We start from the raw sequence: 24,190 nt of genomic DNA, 5'->3' as shown, positions 1-24,190 counted from the left end.
TGGTACTAGTTATGGTACCGTGACCTTGGATTTATCGCAAGAAACGCCAAAAAGGCAATGATTCAGAAGGGGAAAAGCATGTCCGATACGCCCGCCCCCGCAGCCCTCGGCGGCCTCTCTGCGGAGGAATCCGAGAAGCTCCAGGAGGCCTTCAAGGATATCGCGACGCGCAGCCAGAAGCTCTTGCAGGAGTTTTCCCAGCGCTACCAAGGCGAGGGACAGCGGGTCGACCCGCTTCACCTCACCCAGACCTTCATGGACTTCACCGCCAAGATGCTGGCCGACCCGAACCGTCTGGTTCAGGCCCAGGTCGAACTCTGGCAGCAATACATGAAGCTCTGGCAGGTCACCGCCCAGCGCATGATGGGGCAGACGGTCGAGCCGGTGGCCGAGCCCGCCCGTGGCGATAAGCGTTTCAACGACCCCGCCTGGAAGGATGAGGTCGTCTTCGACTATCTGAAGCAGTCGTACCTGCTCACTGCACGCTGGCTGCAGGGGACGATCAAACAGGTCGAGGGAGTCGACGACAAAACGGCCCGCAAGGTCGATTTCTATACCCGCCAGTTCATCGATGCCGTGTCGCCCTCGAACTTCGCCCTGACCAACCCGCAGGTCGTGAAGGCCACGGTCGAATCCAAGGGCGAGAACCTGCTGAAGGGTCTCCAGAACCTGCTGGCCGATCTGGAGCGCGGCAAGGGCCAGCTCGCGATCCGTCAGACCGATATGGACGCCTTCAAGGTCGGGGAGAACATCGCAACCACGCCGGGCAAGGTGGTCTACCAGAACGAGATCATGCAGCTGATCCAGTATGCACCGACGACCGAGGAGGTCCACGAGGTGCCGCTGCTGATCGTGCCGCCGTGGATCAACAAGTTCTACATCCTCGACCTCAAGCCCGAGAACTCCTTCATCAAGTGGGCGACCGAGCAGGGTTACACGGTCTTCGTGATCTCATGGGTCAATCCCGACGAACAGCTCGCGAAGATGGTGTTCGAGGACTACATGAAGCTCGGACCGCTGGCGGCGCTGGACGCCATCGCCAAGGCGACCGGGCAACCCAAGGCATCGGCGATCGGCTACTGCATCGGCGGCACGCTGATGGCCGCCACCCTTGCCTACATGGCGGCACGCAACGACGACCGGATCGTGGCCTGCACCTTCTTCACCGCGCAGGTCGACTTCAGCGAGCCCGGCGAACTCAGCGTGTTCATTGACGAGGACCAGCTCGCGAGCGTCGAGGAGATGATGGGGAAGAAAGGCTATCTCGAGGGCAGCGAGATGGCGACAACCTTCAACATGCTGCGCGCCAACGATCTCATCTGGTCGTTCGTCGTGAACAACTACCTGATGGGCAAAGACCCCTTCCCCTTCGACCTGCTGTACTGGAATGCCGACGCGACGCGCATGCCGGCGGCGATGCACAGCTACTACCTGCGCAACATGTATCAGAAGAACCTGCTCAGCCAGCCGGGCGGCATCGTTGTCGACAACGTGCCGATCGACCTGAGCAAGGTTAAAATTCCGGTCTACATCCAGGCCGGCAAGGAAGACCACATCGCGCCGTCACGCTCGGTTTACAAGGCGACGCAGATCTACGGCGGCCCGGTGCGCTTCATGCTCGCGGGCTCGGGCCACATTGCAGGCGTGGTCAATCCGCCGCGCAACAAGAAGTACCAGCATTGGCTGAACGAGACCGACAAGAACCCGCCGACCCTCGCGGAGTGGCTGGCCGGGGCGAAGGAGTTCCCCGGTTCCTGGTGGCACGATTGGGACAAATGGCTGTCCGCGCTATCGGGTCCGAAGGTCCCGGCGCGTGTGCCCGGGACAGGCGAACTGCCGGCCATCGAGGATGCGCCCGGCAGCTACGTGAAAGTGCGGTCCGGCGGCTAGCGGGTCCAGTCCGGCCCCGGAATGCCCATCCGCTTGCCCCGGAGAAGTTTCTCCATGATCGCGATCCCTTCCGCGAAGTCGCCGTCGTCGCAATCGCTTTCGGCGCCGATGCGGGTCATGTTGCGCGCCCCATCCGTCACGCCTTCGCCGCGGCTCTGACCGTAATAGTCGAAGTACTTGATAAGCTGATCGCAACGCGCCTCGCTGGCAGGAACTTGTGCGATGGCCGAAGGCGCCAGCACTGCGACAACCAGGACAACAAGGATCGACCGCATAAACAGATCGGACATCCGCCTTAGCTCCGCCGGTTGAGCGACTCCCGTCGCGACAACGCCGGGCAGGTGCCCGGCGCTCTCATTCCTCGTCTCAACGTGTGTGAAGAACAGGTGGTTCCCGCTCTCGACCGTATTCTAAACGATCAGGAAAAGGTGATCCGTGTCGACACGGACCGCGATGACGACATCCTGAAAATCGTTGTCGCCCCCGGTTGACGCCACGTCTTCGAAGCCGATCAACAACTGCTGCCCTCCCGGAGACACACCCGAAAGGACCTGATTGGCATCGCCGGGGTTGAGAGTCGCGAACGAATGGAAGACCGGCACCGCCGTGAGCGCGCCCAGTGTGGCGCTGCTCAATGTCGGCGGCACGCCGTCGTCGAGATCAGCTGGCGTGTTGGTGCCAGGCTTCAGGAAGGACAGATTGTCGGGCAGGTTTCCGTAGTGCCGGTAGCCATTCTGAATCAGAAAGAAGCCGATCCGTTCGTTCACATCGGGTACCCCGAGGTCAATCGAACCCGAGGCCCCGCGGGTATTGTTGGCCAGGATGTGGACATCGCTGATCGTACCGTCCGCGGCAACACGATAGCTGCCGAGCGTGTTGGCGTAAAAGGAGCCCGATGATCTGAAATCCACGGTGAAGTGGACGTTTCCATCGCCCGTGAGAAACGCCTCGTTGGCAACGCCGTTGATCAGTGAGGGGTTGATGCTCACCCCCTCGCGCAGCGACGGCAGATAGTTCTGGAACGTAATCGTCGTGTGAGCGTCGGCGCCCGTGCCGCGGGTGATCGCCATGAAGTCGCCGCCGGTGAAGTCGCCGTTCAAGAGCAGCGACGTACCATCCGCGGTGAGGGTCGCCGTTCCAGGCCCCAGCACGACATCGAAGTTCGACCGGCCGATCAGCGAGCCGGCAATGTCGATGCGGTCATCGGACGTGAACCCCGAGACGATATCGCCGTTCATGTCGCCCCAGTAACCACCCAGCGTGTCGGCGCCCGAGCCGAGGTCGATCGTATCGCTGCCGCCGCCACCGAAGATCGCGTCGTTGCCCGCCCCGCCGTTGAGCATCTCGCTGCCGGATGATCCGTTGACCGTATCATCGCCCTCGGTTCCCGGTTGGGGCGCCGGTGCGACCAGCTTGAGATACATGCCGCTCCAGTCGTCGTAAGCGATATCGAAGTAGCCGAGCGCAAGGTCGCCAGAGAGCGCGACCGCATATTCCCCTTCCCAAGCCCTTTCCATGACCAGCGTCGATCCCTCGAGACTGACGTCGTAGGTCTGTAAGTCCAGGATGTGGATTACGTCGCCCGCCTGCAAGCCGGCGATCAAGCCCTGGAAGTTGGTGGTGATGTTGAAGGTGACCTGGCCCTGCTGCCCCGCCACCATGACCTCGTTGGCACCCGCGGTGAGCGTGGCCGTTCCACCCCTTTTGGGAGCGGCGGCGAGAAGGCGCGATCCAGCGTCACCCGTGAGAGACGCTCCGTTGGCGGCGGCCCAGACAAATCCGGCCTCGAAGCCGTAATCCAGGGTCGCCGAAATCGCCGGGTCGTCGATGATTGCGAGATTGAGTTTGCCGGCCTCGGCCGCCGAGCTTCCGCTACCCCCGATTGTATAGGCATTGGTTCCCGTGGCGCCGGAGTCGTTTGCGATCGAGTTCAGCGTCGACTGGATCAGGGCGGCGTCATTGGCCGTAAAGCCGGAGCCGTCGATCGAAAAAGCGCCGGGCGCCACCAGTGCGCCGCTGCCATAGTCGATCTTCAGCTCGTGAGAGGGCGTGTTGAAGCCCTCGAACGCGAATCCACCGGGCCCGCCGGGATTGTATATGTAGATCGCGCCGCTATCGTAAACATCGAACTTGTGGCTGTAGAGCGGCCCGAACGACCCGTAATCCGCGATGTCCACGTAGCCGCCCAAGGCCGTCAGATCGAGGGTGGCGGTCCCGACGAAGCCGGTCTGGTTCACCAGGTTGCCCTGCAGGCTGTAACTGGCCGACAGACTCGTGTCCTTGTCCCAGTAGTAAGGCACGTTGAAGGTGGCTGTCTGCCCGACCGGAATGGTGACGCTCTCTCCCCAGGGAGCGGTCAGGGTCAGGTTGATGCCGGTCGGCAGGAACTGGAACTGCTGGGTGATCGCGAGGCCAGCGTCGAGTTCGGCGGTGAGCAGGTTGTAAGTGATGTCGCCGTCGAGAAAGCTGCCAGAAAGAGACGGGAACTCGGGTCCCACGATGTCTTCGATGACCGACAGGACGTCGACGTCAACAGTGGCAATGTCGGGCGTCGTCACGTCCAGCGTCACATCGGCCAACGGGCCGCTGCCCGACTGCTCGTTGGTCAGCGCCTTGTCATACTCCTTCGGCAGGTAGACATCGAAGCCATCGACGATGGTCTTCTTGTCTCCGGAATGGAGAGAGATGAGTTTGATCGTCTTGTCGTAGCTGTACCCGACTGAATCGGAGCCGAAGAGGTCGGAATCGAAATCGAGCGCGAAATCCGCAGTGAAGATCGCATTGAGATCGACCTTGAATTCCGGAAATTTGGCGTCGAAATGGACCGCACTGGCATCGAGGCCATTATTGACGCTCTGAACCGTGAACTGCTGGCCCGCCGTCACGACATTGGGCATCTCGAAGCTGACATCGATCGGGTACTTGAGCGACAGGCTTCCAGCATCGGCCTGGACACTGAAGACCAGGGAGACGCTGGCGCTGGCAGAGACCGACAGGTCGTCATCGAACTCGCTGAAGCTGTCGGAAAACCCTTCGCTGAAGAGCGTCCAGCTGTCGTTTATGGTGAACGCTTGGCCAGAACTCCACATGCTCTGGTCGGTCGTCTTGAACTCGACCTTTTGAGAATCCGTCACGATCGACGGTGTTAAGATTGTCATCACTCAACCCCGAGTACGCTCCCCGCACTTTTTGAAACGTAGATGAGGATACATTCCCTGACTACCTGGTTTTCGGATCTTATTGTGCGGCTTCCGCGTGGTTGCCCCGGTACGCCTGTCCGAGCCGGACATAGGCCGCCGCAGACCGCCGGAAGGACTCGATGTCCTTCTCGGTGATGTCACGCATCTTGACCGCAGGGTTGCCGGCCCACAGTTCGCCCTTGCGCACGATCTTGCGCGGCGTGACCACCGCGCCGGCGGCAACCATGGCCCCCGTCTCGACCACCGCCTCGTCGAGCACCGTCGAATGCATGCCGATGAAGGCATCGTCCTGCACCTCGCAGGCATGCAGCAGCGCCAGGTGACCGACCGTGACGTTGCGGCCGACCACCGTGCCGACACCACGCGCGGCGATGTGGATCACCGTGCCGTCCTGGATGTTGGAATTCTCGCCGATCCGGATGCCCGGCCCGTCGCCGCGCAACACGGCGCCGAACCAGATGCTGCAGTTGGCGGCGATCTCGACCTCGCCGATCAGCGTTGCGTTGGGCGCCACGAAAGCCGTGCTGTGGACCTGCGGCACGAAACCGTTGAAGGGCACGATGAGACCGGACATCGGATCGCAACTCCACAAACCTGAGGCCACAAAAACGAAGGGCGCCCTGAGGCGCCCTTCGAAGATATCGGAAACGCGGGTTTAGCGCTTCGAGAACTGGAAGCGGCGACGCGCACCGGCGCGGCCGTACTTCTTGCGCTCGACCACGCGGCTGTCGCGGGTGAGGAATCCGGCAGCCTTGACGCTGCCGCGCAGGCCGGGCTCGAACTTGGTGAGCGCCTGCGAGATGCCGTGACGCACGGCGCCCGCCTGGCCCGACAGACCGCCGCCGGAAACCGTGGCGACGACGTCGAACTGGCCGTTGCGCTGGGTCACGTCGAACGGCTGCTGGATCATCATGCGCTGGGTGGGACGCGCGAAGTAGATCGTCTGATCGCGGCCGTTGATGGTGATCTTGCCTGTGCCGGGCTTGACCCAGACGCGGGCAACCGCGTTCTTGCGGCGGCCCGTGGCATAGGCACGACCCTGCGCATCGATTTCCTTCTCGCGCGGCGCGCCCGGCGCCTGGGCGACCGTCGGGGCCTTCTTCAGTTCGGCAAACGACGAAAGTTCGGTAGCCATGTTAGCCGATCCTCGAGTTCTTGCGGTTCATTGCGGCGATGTCGAGCTTCTCAGGCTGCTGGGCCTCCTGCTCGTGGTTCGGTCCGGCGTAGACACGCAGGTTCTTCATCTGCGCCCGGCCGAGCGGGCCGCGGGTGATCATGCGCTCCACGGCCTTGATCAGGACGCGCTCCGGGAAGCGGCCTTCGAGGCGCTTGCCCAGGGTCTCGCCCTTGATGCCGCCGGGATGGCCGGTGTGCCAGTAGAAGACTTCGCGCTCGGCCTTGCGGCCCGTGAGGCGCACCTTCTCGGCGTTGATCACGACGATGTTGTCACCGCAATCGATGTGCGGCGTGAACATCGGCTTGTGCTTGCCGCGCAGGCGCATGGCGATGATCGAGGCGAGCCGGCCGAGAACCAGCCCGTCGGCGTCGATCAGAAACCACTTCTTCTGCACTTCGGCAGTCTTGATACTGGCAGTCTGGTGGGTGAGAGCTTGCATGAGTCTTTCTTCCAATGAGCGCGCGCTTATGGGGAGAGACGCGAGGCTTGTCAAATCGCCAGAAAAACGCTCGTTATTTCAAAGACTTACAGACGCGGTATTATAATACCTCCGGCCTAAGCCTTGGGCGGTATGGCATATGTCACCGTGGCGTGTGCGACCGGATCGGGCTTGCCGTCGCTCCAGATCGTGAAGTCCCCGACCGCCAGGGTCTTGCCGAGCTTCATCAGGCGGCCCTCCCCGATCAGGTCCGCCGGCTCCGGCTTGCGCATGAAGTTGATGTTGAGGTTGGTCGTGACCGCCAGGGCCACCGGCCCGAGTTGGCCCAGGATCAGCAGATAGAAGCCGCAATCGACCAGCCACATCAGCGTCGGGCCCGAGATCGTGCCACCCGGCCGCAGATGCCGCTCGTGCGTCGGCAGGCGCAGCCGGATGGTCTTGTCGTCGAGATGCTCGATGGCCAGCCCGAGATGGGCGGCCTGCGGGAAGTGCTCGCCGAGGAAATCCATCAACTCGGCTGGCGACATCATCGGCATGACGCACCTGCCCTCTTCCCATAGACTGCCGCCATGACCGCCGCCTCCAACGAACCCGTCCTGCTGCGCCGCGACGAGGGCCGCGTCGCCTTCCTCACGCTCAACCGGCCGCACGCCATGAACGCCCTCTCGGGTGACCTTATAGACGCGCTGCAGGCTGAACTCGACAGGCTGGCCAAGGACAAGCATGTCCGCTGCGTCGTGATCGAGGCGCAGGGCGATCGTGCCTTCTCGACCGGCCACGACCTGCGCGAGGTCGCCTCGACCCGCGACTATGCCGTCCATCACGACCTGATGACACGCTGCTCGGCGATGATGATGTCGATCGGCCGCCTGCCCCAGCCAGTGATCGCCAAGGTCAAGGCTGTCGCCACCGCCGCCGGCTGCCAGCTCGTCGCCGCCTGCGACCTCGCGGTCGCTTCGAACACCGCGACCTTCGCGACCTCCGGCATCATCAATGGCCTGTTCTGCGGCACGCCCTCGGTTGCGGTCGGCCGCACCGTCGGCCCCAAGCGCGCACTCGACATGCTGCTTACCGGCCAGTTCGTCGATGCCGCCACGGCGCTGCGCGACGGCCTCGTGAGCCGCGTCGTGCCCCCGGCCGACCTCGACCGCGAGACCAAGGCGCTGGCCGATCATATCGCCGCCCAGCCGCCGCAGCAGATCTCTTCCGGCAAGGCGATGTTCCACAAGCACATGGAGATGACCGTCGAGCAGGCCTACGCCTACGCGACGGACTTCATGGCGGGCGCCCTGCAGCGCGAGGACGCGCAGGCTGGCATCGACGCCTTCGTGAACAAGAAGCCGAAGCCGGAGTGGACGGGACGGTAGCCAACAACGTTAGCGGTCAACCAAGCGGCCTCGCAAGAATGCCTGCAGTGCAAGAATGTGAGAGAGGAAACATATGCGGGTATCGAGACTTTCCCGCCGCGCGGCTGTCGCGGCGGCCATGGCGAGCATTGCAGCGGCTGCTGCTCCGGCGGGCGCGCAGGACCTTCAGCCCAGCAAGCCCATCGTCATCGTCGCGCCGTTCGGGCCGGGCACCACCAACGACATCATCGCCCGCCTCCTTGCGCAGGACATGACGGCCACCTTGGGCCAGAGCGTCATCGTCGAAAATCGCCCCGGCGCCACCGGCAACATCGGCGTCGACTATACGGCCAAGGCGCGGCCCGACGGGCATACGGTCGTGATCTCATCCCTGAGCAACATCATCAATCAGGCGACCGGCAACAACACGGTCAATCTGCTGAATGACCTGACGCCGGTCAGCTTCACGGGTGGCGTGTACTATTCGATGTTCGTGCCCAACGAGCTGCCGGCGCAGACCGTTGCCGAACTGGTCGAACTCGCACGCAAGCAACCGGGCAAGATAAACTTCTCGGGCTTCGCCGGCGGCGTGCCGCAGTTCCTGGGCGAGATGCTCAATCGCGCCGCGAAGATCGACATGGTGATGGTGCCCTACAAAAGCACCACCGACGCGCTGAACGACCTGCTCACCAACCGCATCCAGGTCTGGTTCACGCCCGTCGCCTCCGGCGTGCCGGTCCACAACGCAAAGCAAGCGCGCCTGCTTGCCGTGACCGGCGAGAAGCGGGCCGCCGCGCTCCCCGACATTCCGACCTTCAAGGAACTCGGCTATCCCGACATCGTGGCCGACGTGTCGTTCTACATGATGGCGCCCAAGGGGACGCCGCAGCCGATCGTCGACAGGCTCTACCGCGCGGTCGACAAGGCGATGGAGAGTCCCAAGGTAAGGGAATCGTTCCGTGTCCAAGGCATCGAGGACCGGCGCGGCGGCCCCGCCGACCTGGGCGCCTATATCGCCCGCGAACTCAGCCGCTGGACCGAGATCGTGAAGCTTTCGGCACCGCCGAAGTAGCGCCCTCCCCCGAATCAGAAGAGCGCGCCTCGCGGCGCGCTCTTTTCGTTTGCATATCGGCCATCCATACGGCGGACTACTGCCGCCAGTCGGTGCCCTTGCCCTCGATCTGACGCAGGGCTGCCTTCCAGTAGGTCATGCCGTATTCCGGGTTGGCGCGCTGCTGCTTGGCGCGCTCGCCGTACTGGCGGATCACGTCCTCCTCGATCGGGGCCGGCTCCTCGTCGAGGCTGCGGGCGATGACCTCGACCTCACAAGCGCGCTCGAGCATGTACATGCGCCGCAGCGCGCCCTGGATGGTCGCGCCCACCGTCAGAAGCCCATGATTGCGCAGCACAACCGAGTTGCCGCCCTGGCAGGACACGCCCAACGCATCACACTCTTCCTGGGACGTCGGCATGCCGTACTCGTGATAGACGAGGTCGTCATAGACCGAGAGCGCATCCTGACTGATCGGACGGATGCCCTTCTTGAGAACGGACACACCGGTGCCGGCGCGGGTGTGCGTATGCATCACGCAGTTTGCATCCGGCCGTGCCTTGTAGACGCCCGAATGGATGGTGAAGCCCGCCGCGTTGAACTTGCCGTCTTTGGCGTAGACATTGCCGTCGATGTCCATTTTCACCAGGCTGGACGCCGTGATCTCGTCGAACAGATCGCCGTAATTGTTGATCAGGAAGCACTTGGGCTCGCCCGGGATGCGCACCGTCATGTGGGTGTCGATCGTGTCGGTCCAGCCGAAATGGTCAGTGATGCGGTAAAGCGCAGCGAGGTCGCAACGGGCCTGCCATTCGGCCTCGGTCATATCGAGCTTGTCGGACTGCATCACCGTATCCATCTCGCGCTCCTGCTGTGTTTCGGCCACGCCGCAGACCTTAGCGTAACGCAACTCGCGTTGCAGTGCGATCAGCTCTTTCCCTCTGGAACGCAGAGCCGCCCTGCGAACGCTCGGCACAGTATTTGCGTCTCGTATGCCGGACAGGCGGTAGCGGAGGGCGTACGTGGCGACCAACCCATTTCATCTCGCGTGGTTCTTACAGGGCTCCAGTGTGCAAGCGTGGGGCGAGCCCTGGACGGGGCACATCGGGACGACCTGGGAGCAGCCGGAGCTGTTTCTCGACATGGCCCGCAGCCTCGAGCGCGCCTGCTTCGACTACATCCTCCTCGAGGACTCATCCTATGTTGGCGAGAGTTTCGGCGGCTCCACCGAGATCTACCTGAAGAAGGCCATAGCCGTGCCGCGGCAGGATCCGTCCGTGGTCGCCGCGCTGATGACCCAGGTGACCTCGCGCATCGGCATCGTGCCGACCTTCGGCACCTACGCTTACCATCCCTATCTGCTGGCGCGCCTCATGGCGACACTCGACCAGGTATCGGCCGGCCGCGCCGGCTGGAATGCCGTCACCGGCAGTTCAGACTTCGCGGCGATGAACTTCGGCATGCCGGGAATGCCCGAGCATGACCTGCGCTACGACATGGCGGACGAATACATGGAGGTGGTCCGAGGCCTGTGGGGCTCATGGCAGCCCGGCGCGATGATCGCCGACCGCAAGAGCGGCAACCTAATCGACCACACCAAGGTCCACGCCGTGAATTACGAGGGCAAGTACTTCAAGACTCGCGGCCCGCTCAATTCAGGCCCCAGCCCTCAGGGCCGGCCCGTCATTGCCCAGGCCGGCGGATCGCCGCGCGGCCGCCGCTTCGCCGCCGCCCATGCCGATACGATCGTGGTCAATGCCAAGGGCATCGACGCCATGCGCGCCTATCGCGACGACGTACGCAAGCACATGGTGGCGCTGGGCCGCAACCCGAGCGACTGCAAGGTCCTCTACCTGATCAACCCGATCCTCGGCGAGACTATGGAAGAGGCACTGGAGCGCAAGAAGAAGCGCGAGTGCATGGCCCAGGCCAACATCCAGGAGCGTCTCGCCCACTTCGGCAAGGTCACCAACATCGACTTCGGCAAATTCGACCTCGACAAGCCGCTGCCCGATGACGTGACCACGAACGGTCACCAGCTCAACCTCGAACAGTTCCGCGCCCTGGCCAACGGCCGCTCGATCCGCCAGACCATGGCCTCGTTCAACGCCGTCGACCTGTCGATCGATCTGTGCGGCACCTGCGACGCGGTGGCCGCGCGCATGGGCGAGGTCATGCAGGAGGTCGGTGGCGACGGCTTCCTCTTCTCCATGCCCAACGTCAACCGCCGCACCCTTGCCGAGATCGAGGACGGGCTCGTTCCCGCCCTCCAGGATCGCGGCCTCGTGCGCAAGGCCTACGAGCACAAGCAGTTCAGGGAAAATCTCCTCGCATACTGATCCAGCCAACGGGAAGGAAGGCATCCATGAGCAAGAAGATCATCGGCCGGCGAACCACCCTTGGCCTCGTGGGCGCAAGCCTCGTCTCCGCCCCCTTCATCCGCCCGAGTTTCGGCCAGGCCGCGTGGCCCGAGCAGACCACCGTGCCCGATGTACTGAAAGGCAGCGGTGAAGTCCGGATTGCCACTTTCGGCGGCACCATGCAGGAGGTTCAACAGAAGGCCTACTTCGAGCCGTTCGAGAAGATCACCGGCATCAAGGTGCGCGCCTTCCCGGGCTCCGACGCCACCAAGATCAAGGCCATGGTCGATACCGGCAACGTCGAATGGGACATGGCGCAACTCAGCCGTGGCTCGATCATGAACCTCCAGAAGCGCGGCGACTACTTCGAGAAGATCGACTACGACATCGTCGATCCGGGCGTCGAGCCGCAGTATCGCTTCGAGTACGGACTCGAAATGCTGGTCTGGGCGCAGGTCCTCGCCTACCGCACCGATGCCTTCAAGGGCGCCGTTCCTTCCGGCTGGGCCGACTTCTGGGACACCAAGAAGTTCCCCGGCGATCGCGCCATGTTCGGCACCAACAGCGGCGGCTGGCCCGAGATGGAATTCGCGCTGATGGCCGCCGGCGTCCCGGCCGACAAGCTCTATCCCATCGATGTCGACAAGGCGCTGGCGAGTTACGCCAAGATCAAGAAGGACGTCTTCAAGTGGTGGGATACCGGCGCGGTGCCGATCCAGCTCCTGACCGACCGCGAAGTCACGATGACCACGGTGTGGAACGGCCGTATGGCCGCGCTGCAGGCCGCCGGCGTGCCGGCCGCGATCAACTGGAACCAGGGCCTGCTGAAGCGCGACGCCTGGGGCATTCCCAAGGGCGCCAAGAACAAGGTCAACGCCATGAAGTTCGCGGCCTATTCGACCATGGCGATTCCGCAGGCCCGCGTGTGCCTTGGCATCCCCTACGGCTCGGTGAACGCCAAGTCGAACGAGTACATCCCGGCGGAACGCCTGGCTGTCCTGCCGAGCGCACCGGACATCAAGAAGCAGCTCGTCAACTACAACTACGATTGGTGGATCGACAATCGAGAGGCGGTGATTCCCAAGTTCAACAAGTGGCTGTTGAGCTGACGCCATGACCGGCGCTGGCATGAACGGAGCCGGCTCCGCCTCGGGCAGCGGCGCCTCGGTGACGCTCTCCAACCTGGAGAAGACCTACGATCGCGCCAACGCCACCGCGAAAGCCGTGGACGGCGTCTCGCTCGACATCCGCTCCGGTGAGTTTCTGACGATGCTGGGTCCCAGCGGCTCGGGCAAGACCACGACGCTGATGATGATCGCCGGTTTCGAGACGCCCACCGCCGGCGACATCGCGATCGACGGCAAGTCGGTCGTCGCCATGCCACCCTACCGGCGCAACATCGGCATGGTGTTCCAGAACTACGCCCTGTTCCCCCACCTCACGGTCGAGGAGAATGTCGGCTTCCCGTTGAAGCAGCGCGGCGTGCCGAAGGCCGAGCGAGCAAAGCTGGTCGCCGAGGCGCTGGAGCTGGTGCACTTGCCGGGTTACGGGGCGCGCTATCCGCGCCAGCTCTCGGGCGGCCAGCAGCAGAGGGTCGCCGTGGCCCGTGCTGTCGTGTTCAAGCCTCGCCTGCTGCTGATGGACGAGCCGCTGGGCGCGCTCGACAAGCAGCTCCGGGAAAACCTGCAGCTCGAGATGCGCCGCCTCCACGCCGACCTCGGCATCACCTTCATCTACGTGACGCACGACCAGGAAGAGGCGCTCACCATGTCCGACCGCATCGCCGTCATGAACGACGGCAAGGTGGCGCAGGTCGGAAGTCCGGAGGATCTCTACGACCGGCCCGACAACCGCTTCGTCGCGGGCTTCATTGGGGAATCGAACTTCCTGCCGGCGATCGTGCGCGGCCTGGAAGACGACGTGGTCATCGCCGAGTGCGAGGGCACGCTCATCCGCGCGCTCTGCCCCGGCCGGCCGGCTAGCGGCGAGAAGGTCACGCTCACGACGCGGCCCGAACGGCTGCGTTTCGCCGACGCAAACCAGGCCGGCATACATCCTCAGAACCGGCTGAGCGTCACCGTCACCGAAGCCGTCTTCGCAGGCGAGCGTTGCCGCTACATGCTGCAGGCGGGCGACGGAACCTCGATCGTGCTCAAGGAACCGTCCAGCGCCGCCATCCGCCGCCGCGCGGTCGGTGAGCGCGCGGAGATCGCCTGGTCCGTCGCGGACACGATTCTTGTCTGAGGTGCGCCTTGTCTGAGGTCGTGCAGCCCGCTTCCCTCGCCCTCGCGGTCAGTCGGCCGACGACGCCACCGTTCGACTGGCGCCGAGTGGTGCCCCTGCTGCTGGCGGCGCCGCTGCTGATCTACATGCTGGTCTTCTACGCGTTGCCGGTGGTGGCGATGCTGTTGCGCAGCGTGAACGATCCGACCTGGACCCTTGGCAACTACGCCACCCTGTTCGAGGACGTCGTGTTCCAGAAGACGTTCTGGATTACGCTCAACACTTCGGTCATCGTCACGCTGGGCTGCCTGATCCTGGGCTATCCGGTGGCCCTGGGCCTCGTGCGCTCCAGGACGATGGCGCCGTTCATTCTCGTGATTATTCTGCTGCCCTTCTGGACCAGCGTCCTGGTCCGCAGCTACGCCTGGATGGTGCTGCTCGGACGCCATGGCCTGGTCAACGAAGCGCTGATGGCGCTCGGCCTGATCGACCGGCCCATCCGCATTCTGAACACGACGCTCGCGACGCAGATCGCGATGATCCACATCCTCCTGCCCTACATGATCCTGCCGATCGCCAACGCGCTCCGGCAGATCGATCCCTCCCTGATCCGCGCCGCGTCGGGCCTCGGCTCGACACCGTTCATGACCTTCCGGCAGGTGATCCTGCCGCTGTCCATGTCCGGCGTTGCGGCCGGCACTCTCCTCACTTTCGTGCTGGCGCTCGGCTTCTACATCACGCCCGCCATGGTCGGCGGGCCGCGCGACATCACGCTCTCGATGCTGATCGCCCAGCAGGTCGAGCAGCTCAACTGGGCCTACGCCGCGACCCTCTCCGCGATCCTGCTGGCGACGGCGCTGGCCATTCTGGCGGTCGCCCGCAAGCTGCCCGGCGTCGGCAATGCCTTCAGGACGAGCATGCGATGAGGCTGGCGCAGATCCTCCCCGCCACCATGGTCGGCCTGATCCTGTTCTTCCTGGCCTTCCCGATCGTCGTGGTGGCCATCGCCTCCTTCTCTTCGGCGACCTACCTCACGTTTCCGCCGCCCGCCTTCGGCTTGCGCTGGTACGAAGCCTATTTCAGCAATCCCGACTGGTTGAAGCCGACCTGGGTCAGCATCTGGGTGGCCTGCGCCGTCGTCGTGCTGGCGACCTTCCTCGGCACCCTGGCCGCGCTCGGTATCGCACGCCTGCCCAAGGGCATGCGCGTCGTCGCGGCAGGCCTGATCCTGTCGCCGCTGATCGTGCCCGGCATCGTCGTGGCGATCGGCATCTACTACGCCTATTCGCGCTACGGCCTGGTCGGCACGCCGATCGCGATGGTGCTGGCCCACACCTGCCTCGCCGTTCCCTTCGTCGTCACCAGCGTCACCGCGAGCCTGTCCGGCATCGACCCGCGGCTGGAACAGGCCGCCCTCAGTCTCGGCGCGACGCCCGGCGCCACCTTCTTCCAGGTGACCCTGCCGCTGATCCAGCCCGGTGTGCTTGTCGGCGCCCTGTTCGCCTTCATCACTTCGTTCGACGAGCTGATCGTGGCGCTGTTCATTTCCGGCACCGGCGCAGTCACCCTACCGCGCCGCATGTGGGACGACCTGCGTTTCCAGATCGACCCGACCATCGCCGCCGTCTCGACCCTCACGATCGTGTTGACGGCCGCCCTGATGGGCGCTGCGCATCTCCTGCGCAAGCGCGCGGAGCAGAACCGGATGGCTACTTCTTCTGCAGCGCCTTGACCGCCGCCAAGGTGTTCTCGACATGCTTGTCGGGATTGCGATCGGAGAAGGCGTAGACGATCTTCCCGTCCGGCGCGATCACGTAGGAAATGCGATCGGCGATACCGACGCTGCCGACCCGGATCAACGCAGAGTCATAGGCCTTGATGACCTTGAGATCCGGATCGGCGGCGACCGGGAACTTGCCCGAGCAGGCCTGCGTCGAAAACTTGTGCAAGGTGCCGATATCGTCGGCCGACATGCCGATCAGGGTCGCGCCCATCGCGTTGAACCGCTCTGCTGCCTCGGCAAACTCGTGCGCTTCCGCCGTGCACCCGGTCGTGAAGGCCTTGGGGAAGAAGTACAGTACCACAGGCCCCTTCTTCAGGGCCTCGGCCAGCGAGAACGTATAGTCCTTGCCGTCGAGCGCGGCCGGCGCCGTGAAGATGGGCGCCGTGTCGCCGGGCTTCAGGGCGGCCCAGACCGGGGTCGCCGCGATACAGGCGAGTGCGAGAGCCGTTGCTGCGATCCGCTTCATGACCTTCTCCTTCAGGATTGGGACCATAACGCGCCGTGGCACTCGCCGGTGCCACGTCCGAGTGAGGCGGCGCTTCACTCGGCGTTCAATCCCTTCATGTAGGTCGAGGGGACGACCGACTTCACCGACTGTGCACGCTTGGCCAGCCAGTAGGCCTGCGCCGGCGGCACGGAAGCGAACTTCGGATCGACGCCCAGCTTCTGCGCCGCATCCATCGGCCAGTTCGGATTGTAGAGAAGCTCGCGCGCCAGGGCGATCAGGTCGGCGCGGCCTTCCTGCAGGATCTTCTCCGCCTGGTCGGCATGCACGATCAGGCCGACGGCCATGCTCAAGATGTCGGCGTCGTTCTTCAGCCGGTCCGCATAGGGTACCTGATAGCCGTAGGTCACGGGACCGGTGCCGACCACCGGCGCGCCGCGCATGCCGCCCGAGCTGCAGTCGATCACGTCGACGCCCTTCGGTTTCAGGATTTTCGCCAGCGCCACGCTCTGGTCCGGCCCCCAGCCGGAATCGTCCTCGACCGAGAAGCGCACGAACAGCGGCTTCGAGGCCGGCCAGTGCGCGCGCACGCTCTCCACGACCTCGATGGCGAAGCGCATGCGGTTCAACTCGCTGCCGCCATACTGGTCGTTGCGCACGTTGGAGAACGGCGACAGGAACTGGTGGATCAGGTAGCCGTGCGCCATGTGGATATCGAGCACGTCGAACCCGGCCTCGTGCGCGCGGCGCGCCGCCTGCCCCCAGCGCTCGACCGCTTCCGGGATTTCCGCCAAGGTCAACGCGCGCGGCGTGGGATCGCTGTCGGGCGAGTTGATGCCGCTCGAGGAGACGAGCTCCCACTGATCCCAGTCGTCGATCTCGGGCGACGGGTTCAGCGGTCCGCCGCCTTCCCACGGCCGGAAGCGCCGGGCCTTGCGTCCCGAGTGCCCGAGCTGGATCCCCGGTACGGAATTGTGCAGCCGGATGAAGTCAACGCAGCGCTTGAGGCCGGGAATGAAGGCATCGTCCCACAGGCCGAGATCGCCCACCGTGCCGCAGCCGCGGCGCTCGACCTTGGTCGACTCCATGATGACCAGCCCGGCGCCACCCGCCGCGTAGCGGCCGGCATTCACCAGGTGCCAGTCGGTGGCGAAGCCCTTCTCCGCCGCATACTGATGCATCGGCGCCACGACGACCCGGTTCTTCAGGGTGACGTCGCGGATGGAAATCGGCTCGAACAGCATCGGACCGGCCATGTATACTCCCCCCATGCAAGCCGCCTTCAGCGACCGTTACGACGATCTCTATCTGCGCAGGATCCTGCGCGATACCAAGACCATCGCCATGGTCGGCGCCTCGGCCAACTGGAATCGTCCCAGCTATTTCGCCATGAAATATCTGCTCGACCGGGGATACAAGGTCATTCCGGTCAATCCGGCGGCGGCCGGCCAGGAAATCCTCGGGCAGAAGGTCTACGCCTCACTCGGCGAACTGCCGGTCAAAGTCGACATGGTCGACATCTTCCGCAATTCCGAAGCCGCCGGCCCGATCACCGACGAGGCGATCAAGCACGGCGCCAAAGTTGTCTGGATGCAGCTCGGCGTGGTGAATGTGGAGGCAGCGGAGCGCGCCGAAAAAGCCGGCCTCAAGGTGGTGATGAACCGCTGCCCCAAGATTGAGCATTCCCGCCTCGCTGGCACCATCGAATGGCACGGCATTGCCAGCGGCGTCATCTCCTCGAAGAAGCGCGCGCTGTAAAGCCATCGCCGCAGTGGCGCCAGCCCGAGCAACCCAAAACCGGCCCGAGGGCCGGCGGTTGTCAAAGGGTTGGGAGGTCCGCAGTACCCACACCAGGCTGCAGACCTCCGCTCCCCCTCATGATCGCGCCTTCCCGGTCTTCGCCGGAAGTGGCGCGGCCCCCCTGAGAGATGCTGTCGGGTGTAGGAAAGCCGGCGATGGTGGGGCCACCGCCGGCTCCTTACTGAGGTCTTGCTAACCGCCCGGGGAGAGATAGCGGCTTCGCTTCAACCTCGAAGACTGAACTCAATTCCGGAGAGAAGGCTTCGGCCGGAGCCCGAGGGCTCCGGCCGATCGAGAGGTTTGCTAGGCCGCCCGGGGAGAGATAGCGACAAAGCGCGTCATCCCCTCTCGAAACACCTTCATCAGCACCGGCTTGCCGGTGGTCTTCGCTTCCGTGAGCTTCTCGACGGCCGCCTTCGGGCTGTCGACGGCGTCCTTGCCGACCTGCTGCAGCACGTCGCCGGCCTTCAAACCCTGGTCGTCGGCCGGGCTGCCCGGCTCGACCTTGGCGACGACCACACCCTTCACCTCGCTGCCGAGGCCGAGCTCCTTGCGCGCTTCCGAAGACAGCGGCGCCAGCGAGACACCGTAGGAGAGCGGCGCCGGCTTCGCGGCCCCGTCCTTGCCGTCGGCGGAGGCCTTGACGATCGCGTCGTCCTTCTGGCCACCGACCTTGGCGGTGAGCGTCATTTCCTTGCCGTCGCGCCACACACCCAGCTTGACCGAGGTGCCCGGCTTGACGGCGGAGATGCTGCGGGTGAGCTCCTTGATGCCGTCGACCTTCTTGCCGTCGACGCTCACGATCACGTCACCCGACTGGACACCGGCTGCGAGCGCCGCGCTGTCCGGCTGGACCACCGCCACCAGGGCGCCCTTCTCGCTCTTCAGCGACAGGCTCTCGGCGATCTCCTTCGAGACGGGCTGGATCTGAACACCCAGCAGGCCACGCTCGACCCGCCCGCTGTCCTTCAGCTCCGCCACCACCGGCTGCGCCAGCGAAGACGGGATCGCAAAGCCCAGGCCGATGCTGCCGCCGGTCGGGGAGTAGATGGCCGTGTTGATGCCGATCACGTTGCCGTCCATGTCGAACAGCGGGCCGCCGGAGTTGCCGCGGTTGATGGCCGCGTCGGTCTGGATGTAGTCGTCGAACGGACCCGAGTGGATGTCACGGCCGCGCGCCGACACGATGCCCGTGGTCACGGTGCCGCCGAGGCCGAACGGGTTGCCCACCGCCATCACCGGCTGGCCGACGCGCACCTTGCCGGCGTCGCCGAACGAGACGTACGGCAGCGGCTTGTCGCTCTCGACCTTGAGCACGGCCAGGTCGGTCTTCTCGTCGCCGCCCATCATTTTGGCCGGCAGCTTGGTGCCGTCCGCCATGGTGATCGTGATCGAGTCGGCCTTGCCGACCACGTGATAGTTGGTGACGATCACGCCCTTGGCGTCGATGATGAAGCCCGTGCCGACGGCCTGGGCCTTCTCCTTCGACTGCGGGCGGCCCTTGCCGTCCGGACGACCCGGCTGGTTCGGCTGCATCGGCTGGCCGAAGCGCTCCGCGAAGCGCTTCATGAATTCTTCCATCTGCTTCTGCTGCGAGTCCGACATGCGGGTCTCGTCTTCGTCGTCCGCGCCGGCCTTCATGGTCACGGCGACATTGACGACCGCAGGAGTTACCTTGGCAGCCAGGTCCGAGAAGTCCTGAACGGGCATGGTCTGGCCGGCGATGGCCGCAGGAGCGGTGAACATCGGGGCGATCAGGGCAGGCGCCGTCAGGGCAGTGGTGAGCGCCAGGGCGGTCAGGATACGGGACTTGGTCTTGGTCATGATCTAAAGCCTCCTCCTTGGGGGGTGAGCGGAATATGGGGGACGACCCGTAGCGCCCTGATGGCCGCAGGATTGAATGTTTGTATAGTTCGGGAACGTTGCGCCGAGGGCCGGCGCCGGGATAGACGGGCGCCGTGAAGATCCTCCTCGTTGAAGACGACAAACAAACCGCCGACTACATCGCCAAGGGCCTGCGCGAGCACGGCCATGTGGTCGACCATGCCGACAACGGACGCGACGGCCTCTACCTCGCCACCGGTGAGAAGTACGACGTGCTGATCGTGGACCGCATGCTGCCGCAGATGGACGGGCTCTCGCTCGTCAAGGCGGCCCGAGCCTCCGGCATGAAGGCGCCGGTCCTGTTCCTCACCACCATGGGCGGCGTCGACGACCGTGTCGCCGGTCTCGAGGCCGGCGGCGACGACTATCTGACCAAGCCCTTCGCCTTCGCCGAACTCCGGGCGCGGATCGGCGCCCTCTCCCGCCGCCCGCCGATCGTGGCCGCAACCTCCCTCGTGGCTGGCGACCTCGAAATGGATCTGCTGGCGCGGACCGTGACGCGCGGAGGCAAGCGCATCGAGCTGCTTGCCCAGGAATTCAAGGTCCTCGAATACCTGCTGCGCCATGCCGGCGAGGTGGTGACGCGCACCATGCTGCTCGAAAAGGTCTGGGATTTCCATTTCGACCCCAAGACCAACATCGTCGAGACGCATATCAGCCGGCTGCGCTCCAAGATCGACAAGGGCTTCGACAAGCCGCTGCTCCATACGATCAGGGGGGCGGGCTATGTCATTCGCGCGCCTGACTAGGATCCTGCGCTCGGCGAGCTTTCGCCTCCCGTTGATCTACGCCGTCCTGTTCATCCTGTCCGCTGGCGTCCTGTTCGCCAGTGTCTACTGGACCGCGACCGCGGCGATGCAGAACGACATGGCGGCCGTGCTGCGCTCCGAGGCCTACCAGCTCGCCGAGGTTCATCGCCGCAGCGGTCTCGCGGGTCTGGCCGAGCAGATCACGCGGCGCATCAACTTCCGCACCCGGGGCCCGATCTTCTACCTGCTGCAGGCGCCCAACCGCCGCGTCGTCGTCGGCAACCTGCCGGGCATGCCCCCGGTCAACGGCGCCATCGACTTCGAGCCCGACCAGCCCCAGCCCGAGATCGATCCCGAACGACCCGGCGAGCGACCCAAGCTGACCGGCTTCGGCCTCACCCTGCCCGACGGCTCGTTCCTGCTGGTGGCCCAGGACGCCAACCGCCTGGTCGACATGCAGCGCGCCATCATCCGCGCGTTCGCTTGGTCGGGCGGCCTCACCCTCCTGCTGGCCATCGCCGGCGGTGTCCTGCTCGGCAGCAACTTCCTGCGCCGCATCGACACGATCGCCCGTACCAGCCGCGCCATCATGGAAGGCGATCTCTCCGCCCGCATCCCCGTGCGCGGCACGCACGACGAAATCGACCAGCTGGTGGCCAGCCTCAATGCCATGCTGGCCCGCATCCAGCAGCTCATGGACGGCCTGCGCCAGGTGTCGAGCGACATCGCCCACGACCTGCGTACGCCGCTCGGCCGCCTGCGCCAGCGGCTGGAGGACGCCCGCGAGCGCGCGACGACCACCGCCGACTACAGTGCCGCCACCGATGCCGCGATCGAGGAAGCGGATGCCCTGCTGGAAACCTTTTCGGCCCTACTGCGCATCGCCCAGGTCGAGGCCGGCGCCCAGAAGAGCGCCTTCGCGCCGTTCGATGTCTCCGCCCTGCTGAAGAGTCTGGGCGAAACCTATCAGCCCGTCGCCGAAGATTCCGAGCGGACCCTCGAGGTCCAGATCGAGCCCGGCGCGACGCTGACCGGAGACCGCCAGTTGATCGCCCAGCTCGTGTCCAACCTGCTGGAAAACGCCCTGCGTCATACGCCCGAGGGCACGAAGTTGCACCTCGGCCTGCATCGCCAAGGTGAAGGGTTCGAAATCGAAGTCGCCGACAACGGACCGGGCATCCCCACCTCCGAGCACGACAAGGTCTTCGACCGCTTCTACCGGCTCGATCGCAGCCGCTCGACGTCGGGCAGCGGCCTCGGCCTCGCGATGGTCAAGGCGATCGCCGGCCTGCACGGTCTCACGATCCGCCTCGAAGATGCGAAACCCGGTCTGCGCGTCGTCCTTCAGACCGCCAGATAGCGCTTCTTCACGTCGTCGTTGGCGCGCAGCTCGTCGATCGAGCCGCGATAGACGATGTGGCCCTTGTCGATCACGGCAACGTGGCTCGCGATGTCGAGACAGAAATGCATGTTCTGTTCGGCCACGATCAGGGTCGTGCCCATGTCGCGCAGCCGCTGGATCAGCTCGCCGATCTTCTCGACGATGATCGGCGCCAGTCCTTCGCTGGGCTCATCGAGGAGAACCACGTCGGGGTTGCCCATCAGCGTGCGCGCGATGGTGAGCATCTGCTGTTCGCCGCCCGACAACCTGCCACCCATGCGGCCGCGCATCGACGCCAGGATCGGGAAGACGTCGTAGATCTTCTCCAGCGTCCAATCGATCCTGCCGCCGACACCGGGTTTGATCGCGATCTTCAGATTGTCCTCGACAGAGTGCTCAGGGAAGATCTGCCGATCCTCGGGGACAAAGCCCACGCCCTCGCGGGCGATGCGGTCGGGAGTGAACTTCTGGACCGGGGTGCCGCGCACGGCGACCGTGCCCCGTTTGGCGGGCGCGATGCCGATGATGGATTTCATGGTCGTGCTCTTCCCTGCCCCGTTCCGCCCGAGCAGCGCCAGCGACTGGCCCCTCTCGACGGCAAAGGACACCCCGAACAGGATCTGGCTGGCGCCGTAGAAGACGTCGATATCCTCGACCCTCAGGATCTCCGCGGCGCTCACGCCGCCGCTCCCTGTCCGGACGTTCCATGGGCGGACTTGCCGAGATAGGCCTCGATCACCTTGGGATTGGTTCGCACCTCGTCGGGCGTGCCTTCGGCCAGCACCGATCCGTAGGACAGGACGCGGACCGTCTGGGCCACCTTGAAGACGATATCCATGTCGTGCTCGATGAAGATCAGCGTCATGCGCCGCGCCCGCCACAGGCGCTGCACCGTCTCGATCATGCGCCAGCGCTCCTCCGGCCCCATGCCGGCGGTCGGCTCGTCGAGCAGCAGCACCCTGGGCTCCAGAGCGAGGGCCAGACCGATATCGAGCAGTTTCTGGTCGCCATGGCTCAAGTTGCGGCTGAGGATGCCCGCGACACGGGTCAGGCCGAGCAACTCCATGATCTCGTCGGCGTGCTTCGTCGTCGTGCCGAGGGGGAACGGCGAACGCAATACGGTCTCGCGGCGCTGATGGGCCTGAGCCGCCGCTGCCAGCGCTTCGGACACGGTGAGCGTCGGAAACAGGCTCGCCACCTGGAAGGCGCGCCCGATACCCAGGCGCACGATCCGGCGCTGCGAGAGGCCGGCAATGTTCTCGCCCGCCAGCAGGATGCGGCCGGTGTCGGGCGGGAAACGGCCGGTGATGAGGTTGAACAGCGTCGTCTTGCCGGCCCCGTTGGGTCCAATGATGGCGCTGAGCGAGCCGTCGGCGAAGTCCAGCGTCACGTCGCGGGTGGCCGCTACGCCGCCAAAGGACTTCTTCAGGTTTTCGAGCTTCAGCATGTCAGGCATCCCTGCCCGTCTGCGCGTCCTTGTCGGCCGCGTCACGGATCGCTTGGGCCTTGGCTTGCCGCCGGTTTTCCCAGCGTTCGGCCAGCAGATCGAGCGGCCCTTTGCGCAGCCCGAGCACCAGGACGAGGATCACGATGCCCAGCACCAGCTCGGTGTGGCTCGTATAGGTGACCGTGATGTCGTTCAGCAGGCGCAGGATCACCGTGCCGACCAGCGGCCCCAGGAAGACGTTCGACCCGCCGAGCAGGATCATGAAGATCGCCTCGCCCGATGTCGTCCAGAAGCCGAAGTTGGGATAGGCACCGGAGACAAAGAGCGTCAGCAGAATGCCGCCAACAGCCGCAATGCAGGCCGACATGACGAAGCAGGCCAGCTTGACCATGGTCACGTTGATGCCGAGGAAGGCCGCCCGCTCTTGGTTGTCGCGGATCAGGCGCAGCGTGTAGCCGAACGGCGACGTCACGATCTGGCGCAGGAGGGCGATGCAGACGATGAACGCGACCGAACAGAAGACGTAAAGCTGCGTCCGGTCGGCGAGATCGATGCCGAGGAATTTCGGCCGCGGAATGCCGCCCATCAGCCCCTGATCCCCGCCCGTGAACGACACCCAGCCCAGGATGATGTTGTAGAACAGCATCTGGAAGGCGAGCGTCAGGAAGGCGAAGTAGATCTCGTTCAGCCGCACGCAGATGGCGCCGACGATCAGGGCCATCAGCGCCGTGAAACCGATCGCCAGCACGAAGGCGCCGGGGATCGAGAATTTGCCCGACTGCATCGCGAGGCCGAAGGCGTAGGCGCCGGCAGCGAAGAACATCGCATGGCCGAACGAAACCAGACCGGTGTAGCCGATCAGCAGGTTGAGCGACATGGCCAGCAGCCCGTAGGCCATGCCGAACATGATGAAGTCGCGGATCGCCGGCGGCGCGCCGAATACCGGCACCAGCAGCAGCAGGACCAGCCCCAGCGCCGCCAGGCCCAGATCTCTCCAACGTGAGGTCATCGCCGC

At 64.7% G+C, this 24,190-nt stretch carries 24 protein-coding genes; 11 read left to right on the top strand and 13 right to left on the bottom strand.

What is annotated here, in order from left to right:
• Window positions 1–78: 78 nt before the first annotated feature.
• Window positions 79–1,890 (top strand): PHA/PHB synthase family protein, encoded by a 1,812-nt coding sequence (locus tag ACO07I_RS01470; RefSeq protein ID WP_422013611.1) that lies wholly within the window; start codon window positions 79–81, stop codon window positions 1,888–1,890.
• Here the strand turns inward: ACO07I_RS01470 and ACO07I_RS01465 are convergent.
• The 6 genes from ACO07I_RS01465 to ACO07I_RS01440 form a co-directional block, all read right to left on the bottom strand.
• On the bottom strand, window positions 1,887–2,180 hold the full coding sequence (locus ACO07I_RS01465) for a hypothetical protein (protein ID WP_422013609.1): 294 nt from the start codon (window positions 2,178–2,180) through the stop codon (window positions 1,887–1,889). The genes ACO07I_RS01470 and ACO07I_RS01465 overlap by 4 nt on opposite strands.
• A gap of 120 nt (window positions 2,181–2,300) precedes the next feature.
• Complete coding sequence (locus ACO07I_RS01460) at window positions 2,301–5,048, bottom strand: DUF4114 domain-containing protein (protein ID WP_422013607.1); 2,748 nt, start codon at window positions 5,046–5,048, stop codon at window positions 2,301–2,303.
• Window positions 5,049–5,127: 79 nt separating this feature from the next.
• Entirely contained in the window at window positions 5,128–5,664 is a 537-nt protein-coding gene (locus tag ACO07I_RS01455) for a gamma carbonic anhydrase family protein (protein ID WP_422013605.1), read from the bottom strand.
• Between the two features lie 81 nt (window positions 5,665–5,745).
• Window positions 5,746–6,225 carry a 30S ribosomal protein S9 gene (rpsI, locus tag ACO07I_RS01450; protein WP_422013603.1) on the bottom strand — a complete coding sequence of 160 codons (480 nt, stop codon included), beginning with the start codon at window positions 6,223–6,225 and terminating at the stop codon, window positions 5,746–5,748.
• A 1-nt stretch (window position 6,226) separates the two neighbouring features.
• A complete protein-coding gene (gene rplM / locus ACO07I_RS01445) occupies window positions 6,227–6,706 on the bottom strand; it encodes a 50S ribosomal protein L13 (RefSeq protein WP_298305309.1) in 480 nt (159 codons plus the stop codon).
• A 116-nt stretch (window positions 6,707–6,822) separates the two neighbouring features.
• Window positions 6,823–7,242, bottom strand: coding sequence for a PaaI family thioesterase (locus tag ACO07I_RS01440; protein WP_422013601.1), 420 nt, complete (start codon window positions 7,240–7,242; stop codon window positions 6,823–6,825).
• Window positions 7,243–7,275: 33 nt separating this feature from the next.
• Here ACO07I_RS01440 and ACO07I_RS01435 point away from each other — a divergent pair, with 33 nt between their 5' ends.
• Entirely contained in the window at window positions 7,276–8,073 is a 798-nt protein-coding gene (locus tag ACO07I_RS01435; protein ID WP_422013599.1) for an enoyl-CoA hydratase, read from the top strand.
• A 118-nt stretch (window positions 8,074–8,191) separates the two neighbouring features.
• Window positions 8,192–9,124, top strand: coding sequence for a Bug family tripartite tricarboxylate transporter substrate binding protein (locus ACO07I_RS01430; RefSeq protein ID WP_422013597.1), 933 nt, complete (start codon window positions 8,192–8,194; stop codon window positions 9,122–9,124).
• A 76-nt stretch (window positions 9,125–9,200) separates the two neighbouring features.
• Here ACO07I_RS01430 and ACO07I_RS01425 read toward each other — a convergent pair whose 3' ends face one another.
• Window positions 9,201–9,989 (bottom strand): class II aldolase/adducin family protein, encoded by a 789-nt coding sequence (locus tag ACO07I_RS01425; RefSeq protein ID WP_422013595.1) that lies wholly within the window; start codon window positions 9,987–9,989, stop codon window positions 9,201–9,203.
• 136 nt (window positions 9,990–10,125) lie between these two features.
• On the opposite strand from ACO07I_RS01425, the gene ACO07I_RS01420 reads away from it, so the two are divergent.
• The 5 genes from ACO07I_RS01420 to ACO07I_RS01400 are packed head-to-tail and all read left to right on the top strand — an operon-like array spanning window position 10,126 to window position 15,418.
• Window positions 10,126–11,442: an NtaA/DmoA family FMN-dependent monooxygenase gene (locus ACO07I_RS01420; RefSeq protein ID WP_422013593.1), complete on the top strand. Its 1,317-nt coding sequence runs from the start codon at window positions 10,126–10,128 to the stop codon at window positions 11,440–11,442.
• A 26-nt stretch (window positions 11,443–11,468) separates the two neighbouring features.
• Window positions 11,469–12,572: an ABC transporter substrate-binding protein gene (locus tag ACO07I_RS01415; RefSeq protein ID WP_422013591.1), complete on the top strand. Its 1,104-nt coding sequence runs from the start codon at window positions 11,469–11,471 to the stop codon at window positions 12,570–12,572.
• A gap of 4 nt (window positions 12,573–12,576) precedes the next feature.
• Window positions 12,577–13,707: an ABC transporter ATP-binding protein gene (locus tag ACO07I_RS01410; protein WP_422013589.1), complete on the top strand. Its 1,131-nt coding sequence runs from the start codon at window positions 12,577–12,579 to the stop codon at window positions 13,705–13,707.
• 8 nt (window positions 13,708–13,715) lie between these two features.
• Window positions 13,716–14,612: an ABC transporter permease gene (locus tag ACO07I_RS01405; RefSeq protein ID WP_422013587.1), complete on the top strand. Its 897-nt coding sequence runs from the start codon at window positions 13,716–13,718 to the stop codon at window positions 14,610–14,612.
• Window positions 14,609–15,418, top strand: a complete 810-nt coding sequence (locus ACO07I_RS01400; RefSeq protein ID WP_422013585.1) for an ABC transporter permease — start codon at window positions 14,609–14,611, stop codon at window positions 15,416–15,418. Before ACO07I_RS01405 ends, ACO07I_RS01400 begins: the two co-directional genes overlap by 4 nt.
• Here the strand turns inward: ACO07I_RS01400 and ACO07I_RS01395 are convergent.
• Window positions 15,396–15,935, bottom strand: a complete 540-nt coding sequence (locus ACO07I_RS01395; RefSeq protein ID WP_422013583.1) for a peroxiredoxin — start codon at window positions 15,933–15,935, stop codon at window positions 15,396–15,398. The genes ACO07I_RS01400 and ACO07I_RS01395 overlap by 23 nt on opposite strands.
• A 74-nt stretch (window positions 15,936–16,009) precedes the next feature.
• On the bottom strand, window positions 16,010–17,170 hold the full coding sequence (locus tag ACO07I_RS01390) for an NADH:flavin oxidoreductase/NADH oxidase (protein WP_422013581.1): 1,161 nt from the start codon (window positions 17,168–17,170) through the stop codon (window positions 16,010–16,012).
• A 13-nt stretch (window positions 17,171–17,183) separates the two neighbouring features.
• Between ACO07I_RS01390 and ACO07I_RS01385 the strand changes: the two genes are divergently transcribed.
• A complete protein-coding gene (locus ACO07I_RS01385; protein WP_422018396.1) occupies window positions 17,184–17,672 on the top strand; it encodes a CoA-binding protein in 489 nt (162 codons plus the stop codon).
• 345 nt (window positions 17,673–18,017) lie between these two features.
• On the opposite strand, the gene ACO07I_RS01380 is transcribed toward ACO07I_RS01385, so the two are convergent.
• On the bottom strand, window positions 18,018–19,538 hold the full coding sequence (locus tag ACO07I_RS01380) for a DegQ family serine endoprotease (protein ID WP_422013579.1): 1,521 nt from the start codon (window positions 19,536–19,538) through the stop codon (window positions 18,018–18,020).
• Between the two features lie 134 nt (window positions 19,539–19,672).
• On the opposite strand from ACO07I_RS01380, the gene ACO07I_RS01375 reads away from it, so the two are divergent.
• Together ACO07I_RS01375 and ACO07I_RS01370 are read left to right on the top strand one after the other, a co-directional pair.
• On the top strand, window positions 19,673–20,347 hold the full coding sequence (locus tag ACO07I_RS01375; protein WP_298313053.1) for a response regulator transcription factor: 675 nt from the start codon (window positions 19,673–19,675) through the stop codon (window positions 20,345–20,347).
• Entirely contained in the window at window positions 20,325–21,707 is a 1,383-nt protein-coding gene (locus ACO07I_RS01370; protein WP_422013577.1) for a sensor histidine kinase, read from the top strand. The genes ACO07I_RS01375 and ACO07I_RS01370 overlap by 23 nt, the downstream gene beginning before the upstream one ends.
• On the opposite strand, the gene ACO07I_RS01365 is transcribed toward ACO07I_RS01370, so the two are convergent.
• From ACO07I_RS01365 to ACO07I_RS01355, 3 genes are read right to left on the bottom strand one after another with little or no spacing between them, the layout of a single operon-like run.
• A complete protein-coding gene (locus ACO07I_RS01365) occupies window positions 21,692–22,408 on the bottom strand; it encodes an ABC transporter ATP-binding protein (protein WP_422013575.1) in 717 nt (238 codons plus the stop codon). The two genes, ACO07I_RS01370 and ACO07I_RS01365, sit on opposite strands and share 16 nt — an antisense overlap.
• Window positions 22,405–23,175 carry an ABC transporter ATP-binding protein gene (locus tag ACO07I_RS01360; protein ID WP_422013573.1) on the bottom strand — a complete coding sequence of 257 codons (771 nt, stop codon included), beginning with the start codon at window positions 23,173–23,175 and terminating at the stop codon, window positions 22,405–22,407. The genes ACO07I_RS01365 and ACO07I_RS01360 overlap by 4 nt, the downstream gene beginning before the upstream one ends.
• Before the next feature lies 1 nt (window position 23,176).
• Window positions 23,177–24,184: a branched-chain amino acid ABC transporter permease gene (locus ACO07I_RS01355; protein ID WP_422013571.1), complete on the bottom strand. Its 1,008-nt coding sequence runs from the start codon at window positions 24,182–24,184 to the stop codon at window positions 23,177–23,179.
• Between the last annotated feature and the right edge of the window lie 6 nt (window positions 24,185–24,190).

It is taken from the genome of Reyranella sp., assembly GCF_965227665.1.
Taxonomy (GTDB): domain Bacteria; phylum Pseudomonadota; class Alphaproteobacteria; order Reyranellales; family Reyranellaceae; genus Reyranella.
This window is presented reverse-complemented; position numbering and strand designations above follow the sequence as displayed.

Excerpts from the sequence above, each read along its gene's own strand:
- ACO07I_RS01435 (WP_422013599.1), top strand. The coding sequence starts at position 7,276 with ATGACCGCCGCCTCCAACGAACCCGTCCTGCTGCGCCGCGACGAGGGC.
- ACO07I_RS01410 (WP_422013589.1), top strand. The coding sequence starts at position 12,577 with ATGACCGGCGCTGGCATGAACGGAGCCGGCTCCGCCTCGGGCAGCGGC.
- ACO07I_RS01360 (WP_422013573.1), bottom strand. The coding sequence starts at position 23,175 with ATGCTGAAGCTCGAAAACCTGAAGAAGTCCTTTGGCGGCGTAGCGGCC.
- rplM (WP_298305309.1), bottom strand. The coding sequence starts at position 6,706 with ATGCAAGCTCTCACCCACCAGACTGCCAGTATCAAGACTGCCGAAGTG.
- ACO07I_RS01380 (WP_422013579.1), bottom strand. The coding sequence starts at position 19,538 with ATGACCAAGACCAAGTCCCGTATCCTGACCGCCCTGGCGCTCACCACT.
- ACO07I_RS01385 (WP_422018396.1), top strand. The coding sequence starts at position 17,184 with ATGCAAGCCGCCTTCAGCGACCGTTACGACGATCTCTATCTGCGCAGG.
- ACO07I_RS01460 (WP_422013607.1), bottom strand. The coding sequence starts at position 5,048 with ATGACAATCTTAACACCGTCGATCGTGACGGATTCTCAAAAGGTCGAG.
- ACO07I_RS01415 (WP_422013591.1), top strand. The coding sequence starts at position 11,469 with ATGAGCAAGAAGATCATCGGCCGGCGAACCACCCTTGGCCTCGTGGGC.
- ACO07I_RS01370 (WP_422013577.1), top strand. The coding sequence starts at position 20,325 with ATGTCATTCGCGCGCCTGACTAGGATCCTGCGCTCGGCGAGCTTTCGC.
- ACO07I_RS01395 (WP_422013583.1), bottom strand. The coding sequence starts at position 15,935 with ATGAAGCGGATCGCAGCAACGGCTCTCGCACTCGCCTGTATCGCGGCG.
- rpsI (WP_422013603.1), bottom strand. The coding sequence starts at position 6,225 with ATGGCTACCGAACTTTCGTCGTTTGCCGAACTGAAGAAGGCCCCGACG.
- ACO07I_RS01465 (WP_422013609.1), bottom strand. The coding sequence starts at position 2,180 with ATGTCCGATCTGTTTATGCGGTCGATCCTTGTTGTCCTGGTTGTCGCA.
- ACO07I_RS01355 (WP_422013571.1), bottom strand. The coding sequence starts at position 24,184 with ATGACCTCACGTTGGAGAGATCTGGGCCTGGCGGCGCTGGGGCTGGTC.
- ACO07I_RS01455 (WP_422013605.1), bottom strand. The coding sequence starts at position 5,664 with ATGTCCGGTCTCATCGTGCCCTTCAACGGTTTCGTGCCGCAGGTCCAC.
- ACO07I_RS01400 (WP_422013585.1), top strand. The coding sequence starts at position 14,609 with ATGAGGCTGGCGCAGATCCTCCCCGCCACCATGGTCGGCCTGATCCTG.
- ACO07I_RS01390 (WP_422013581.1), bottom strand. The coding sequence starts at position 17,170 with ATGGCCGGTCCGATGCTGTTCGAGCCGATTTCCATCCGCGACGTCACC.
- ACO07I_RS01430 (WP_422013597.1), top strand. The coding sequence starts at position 8,192 with ATGGCGAGCATTGCAGCGGCTGCTGCTCCGGCGGGCGCGCAGGACCTT.
- ACO07I_RS01440 (WP_422013601.1), bottom strand. The coding sequence starts at position 7,242 with ATGCCGATGATGTCGCCAGCCGAGTTGATGGATTTCCTCGGCGAGCAC.
- ACO07I_RS01470 (WP_422013611.1), top strand. The coding sequence starts at position 79 with ATGTCCGATACGCCCGCCCCCGCAGCCCTCGGCGGCCTCTCTGCGGAG.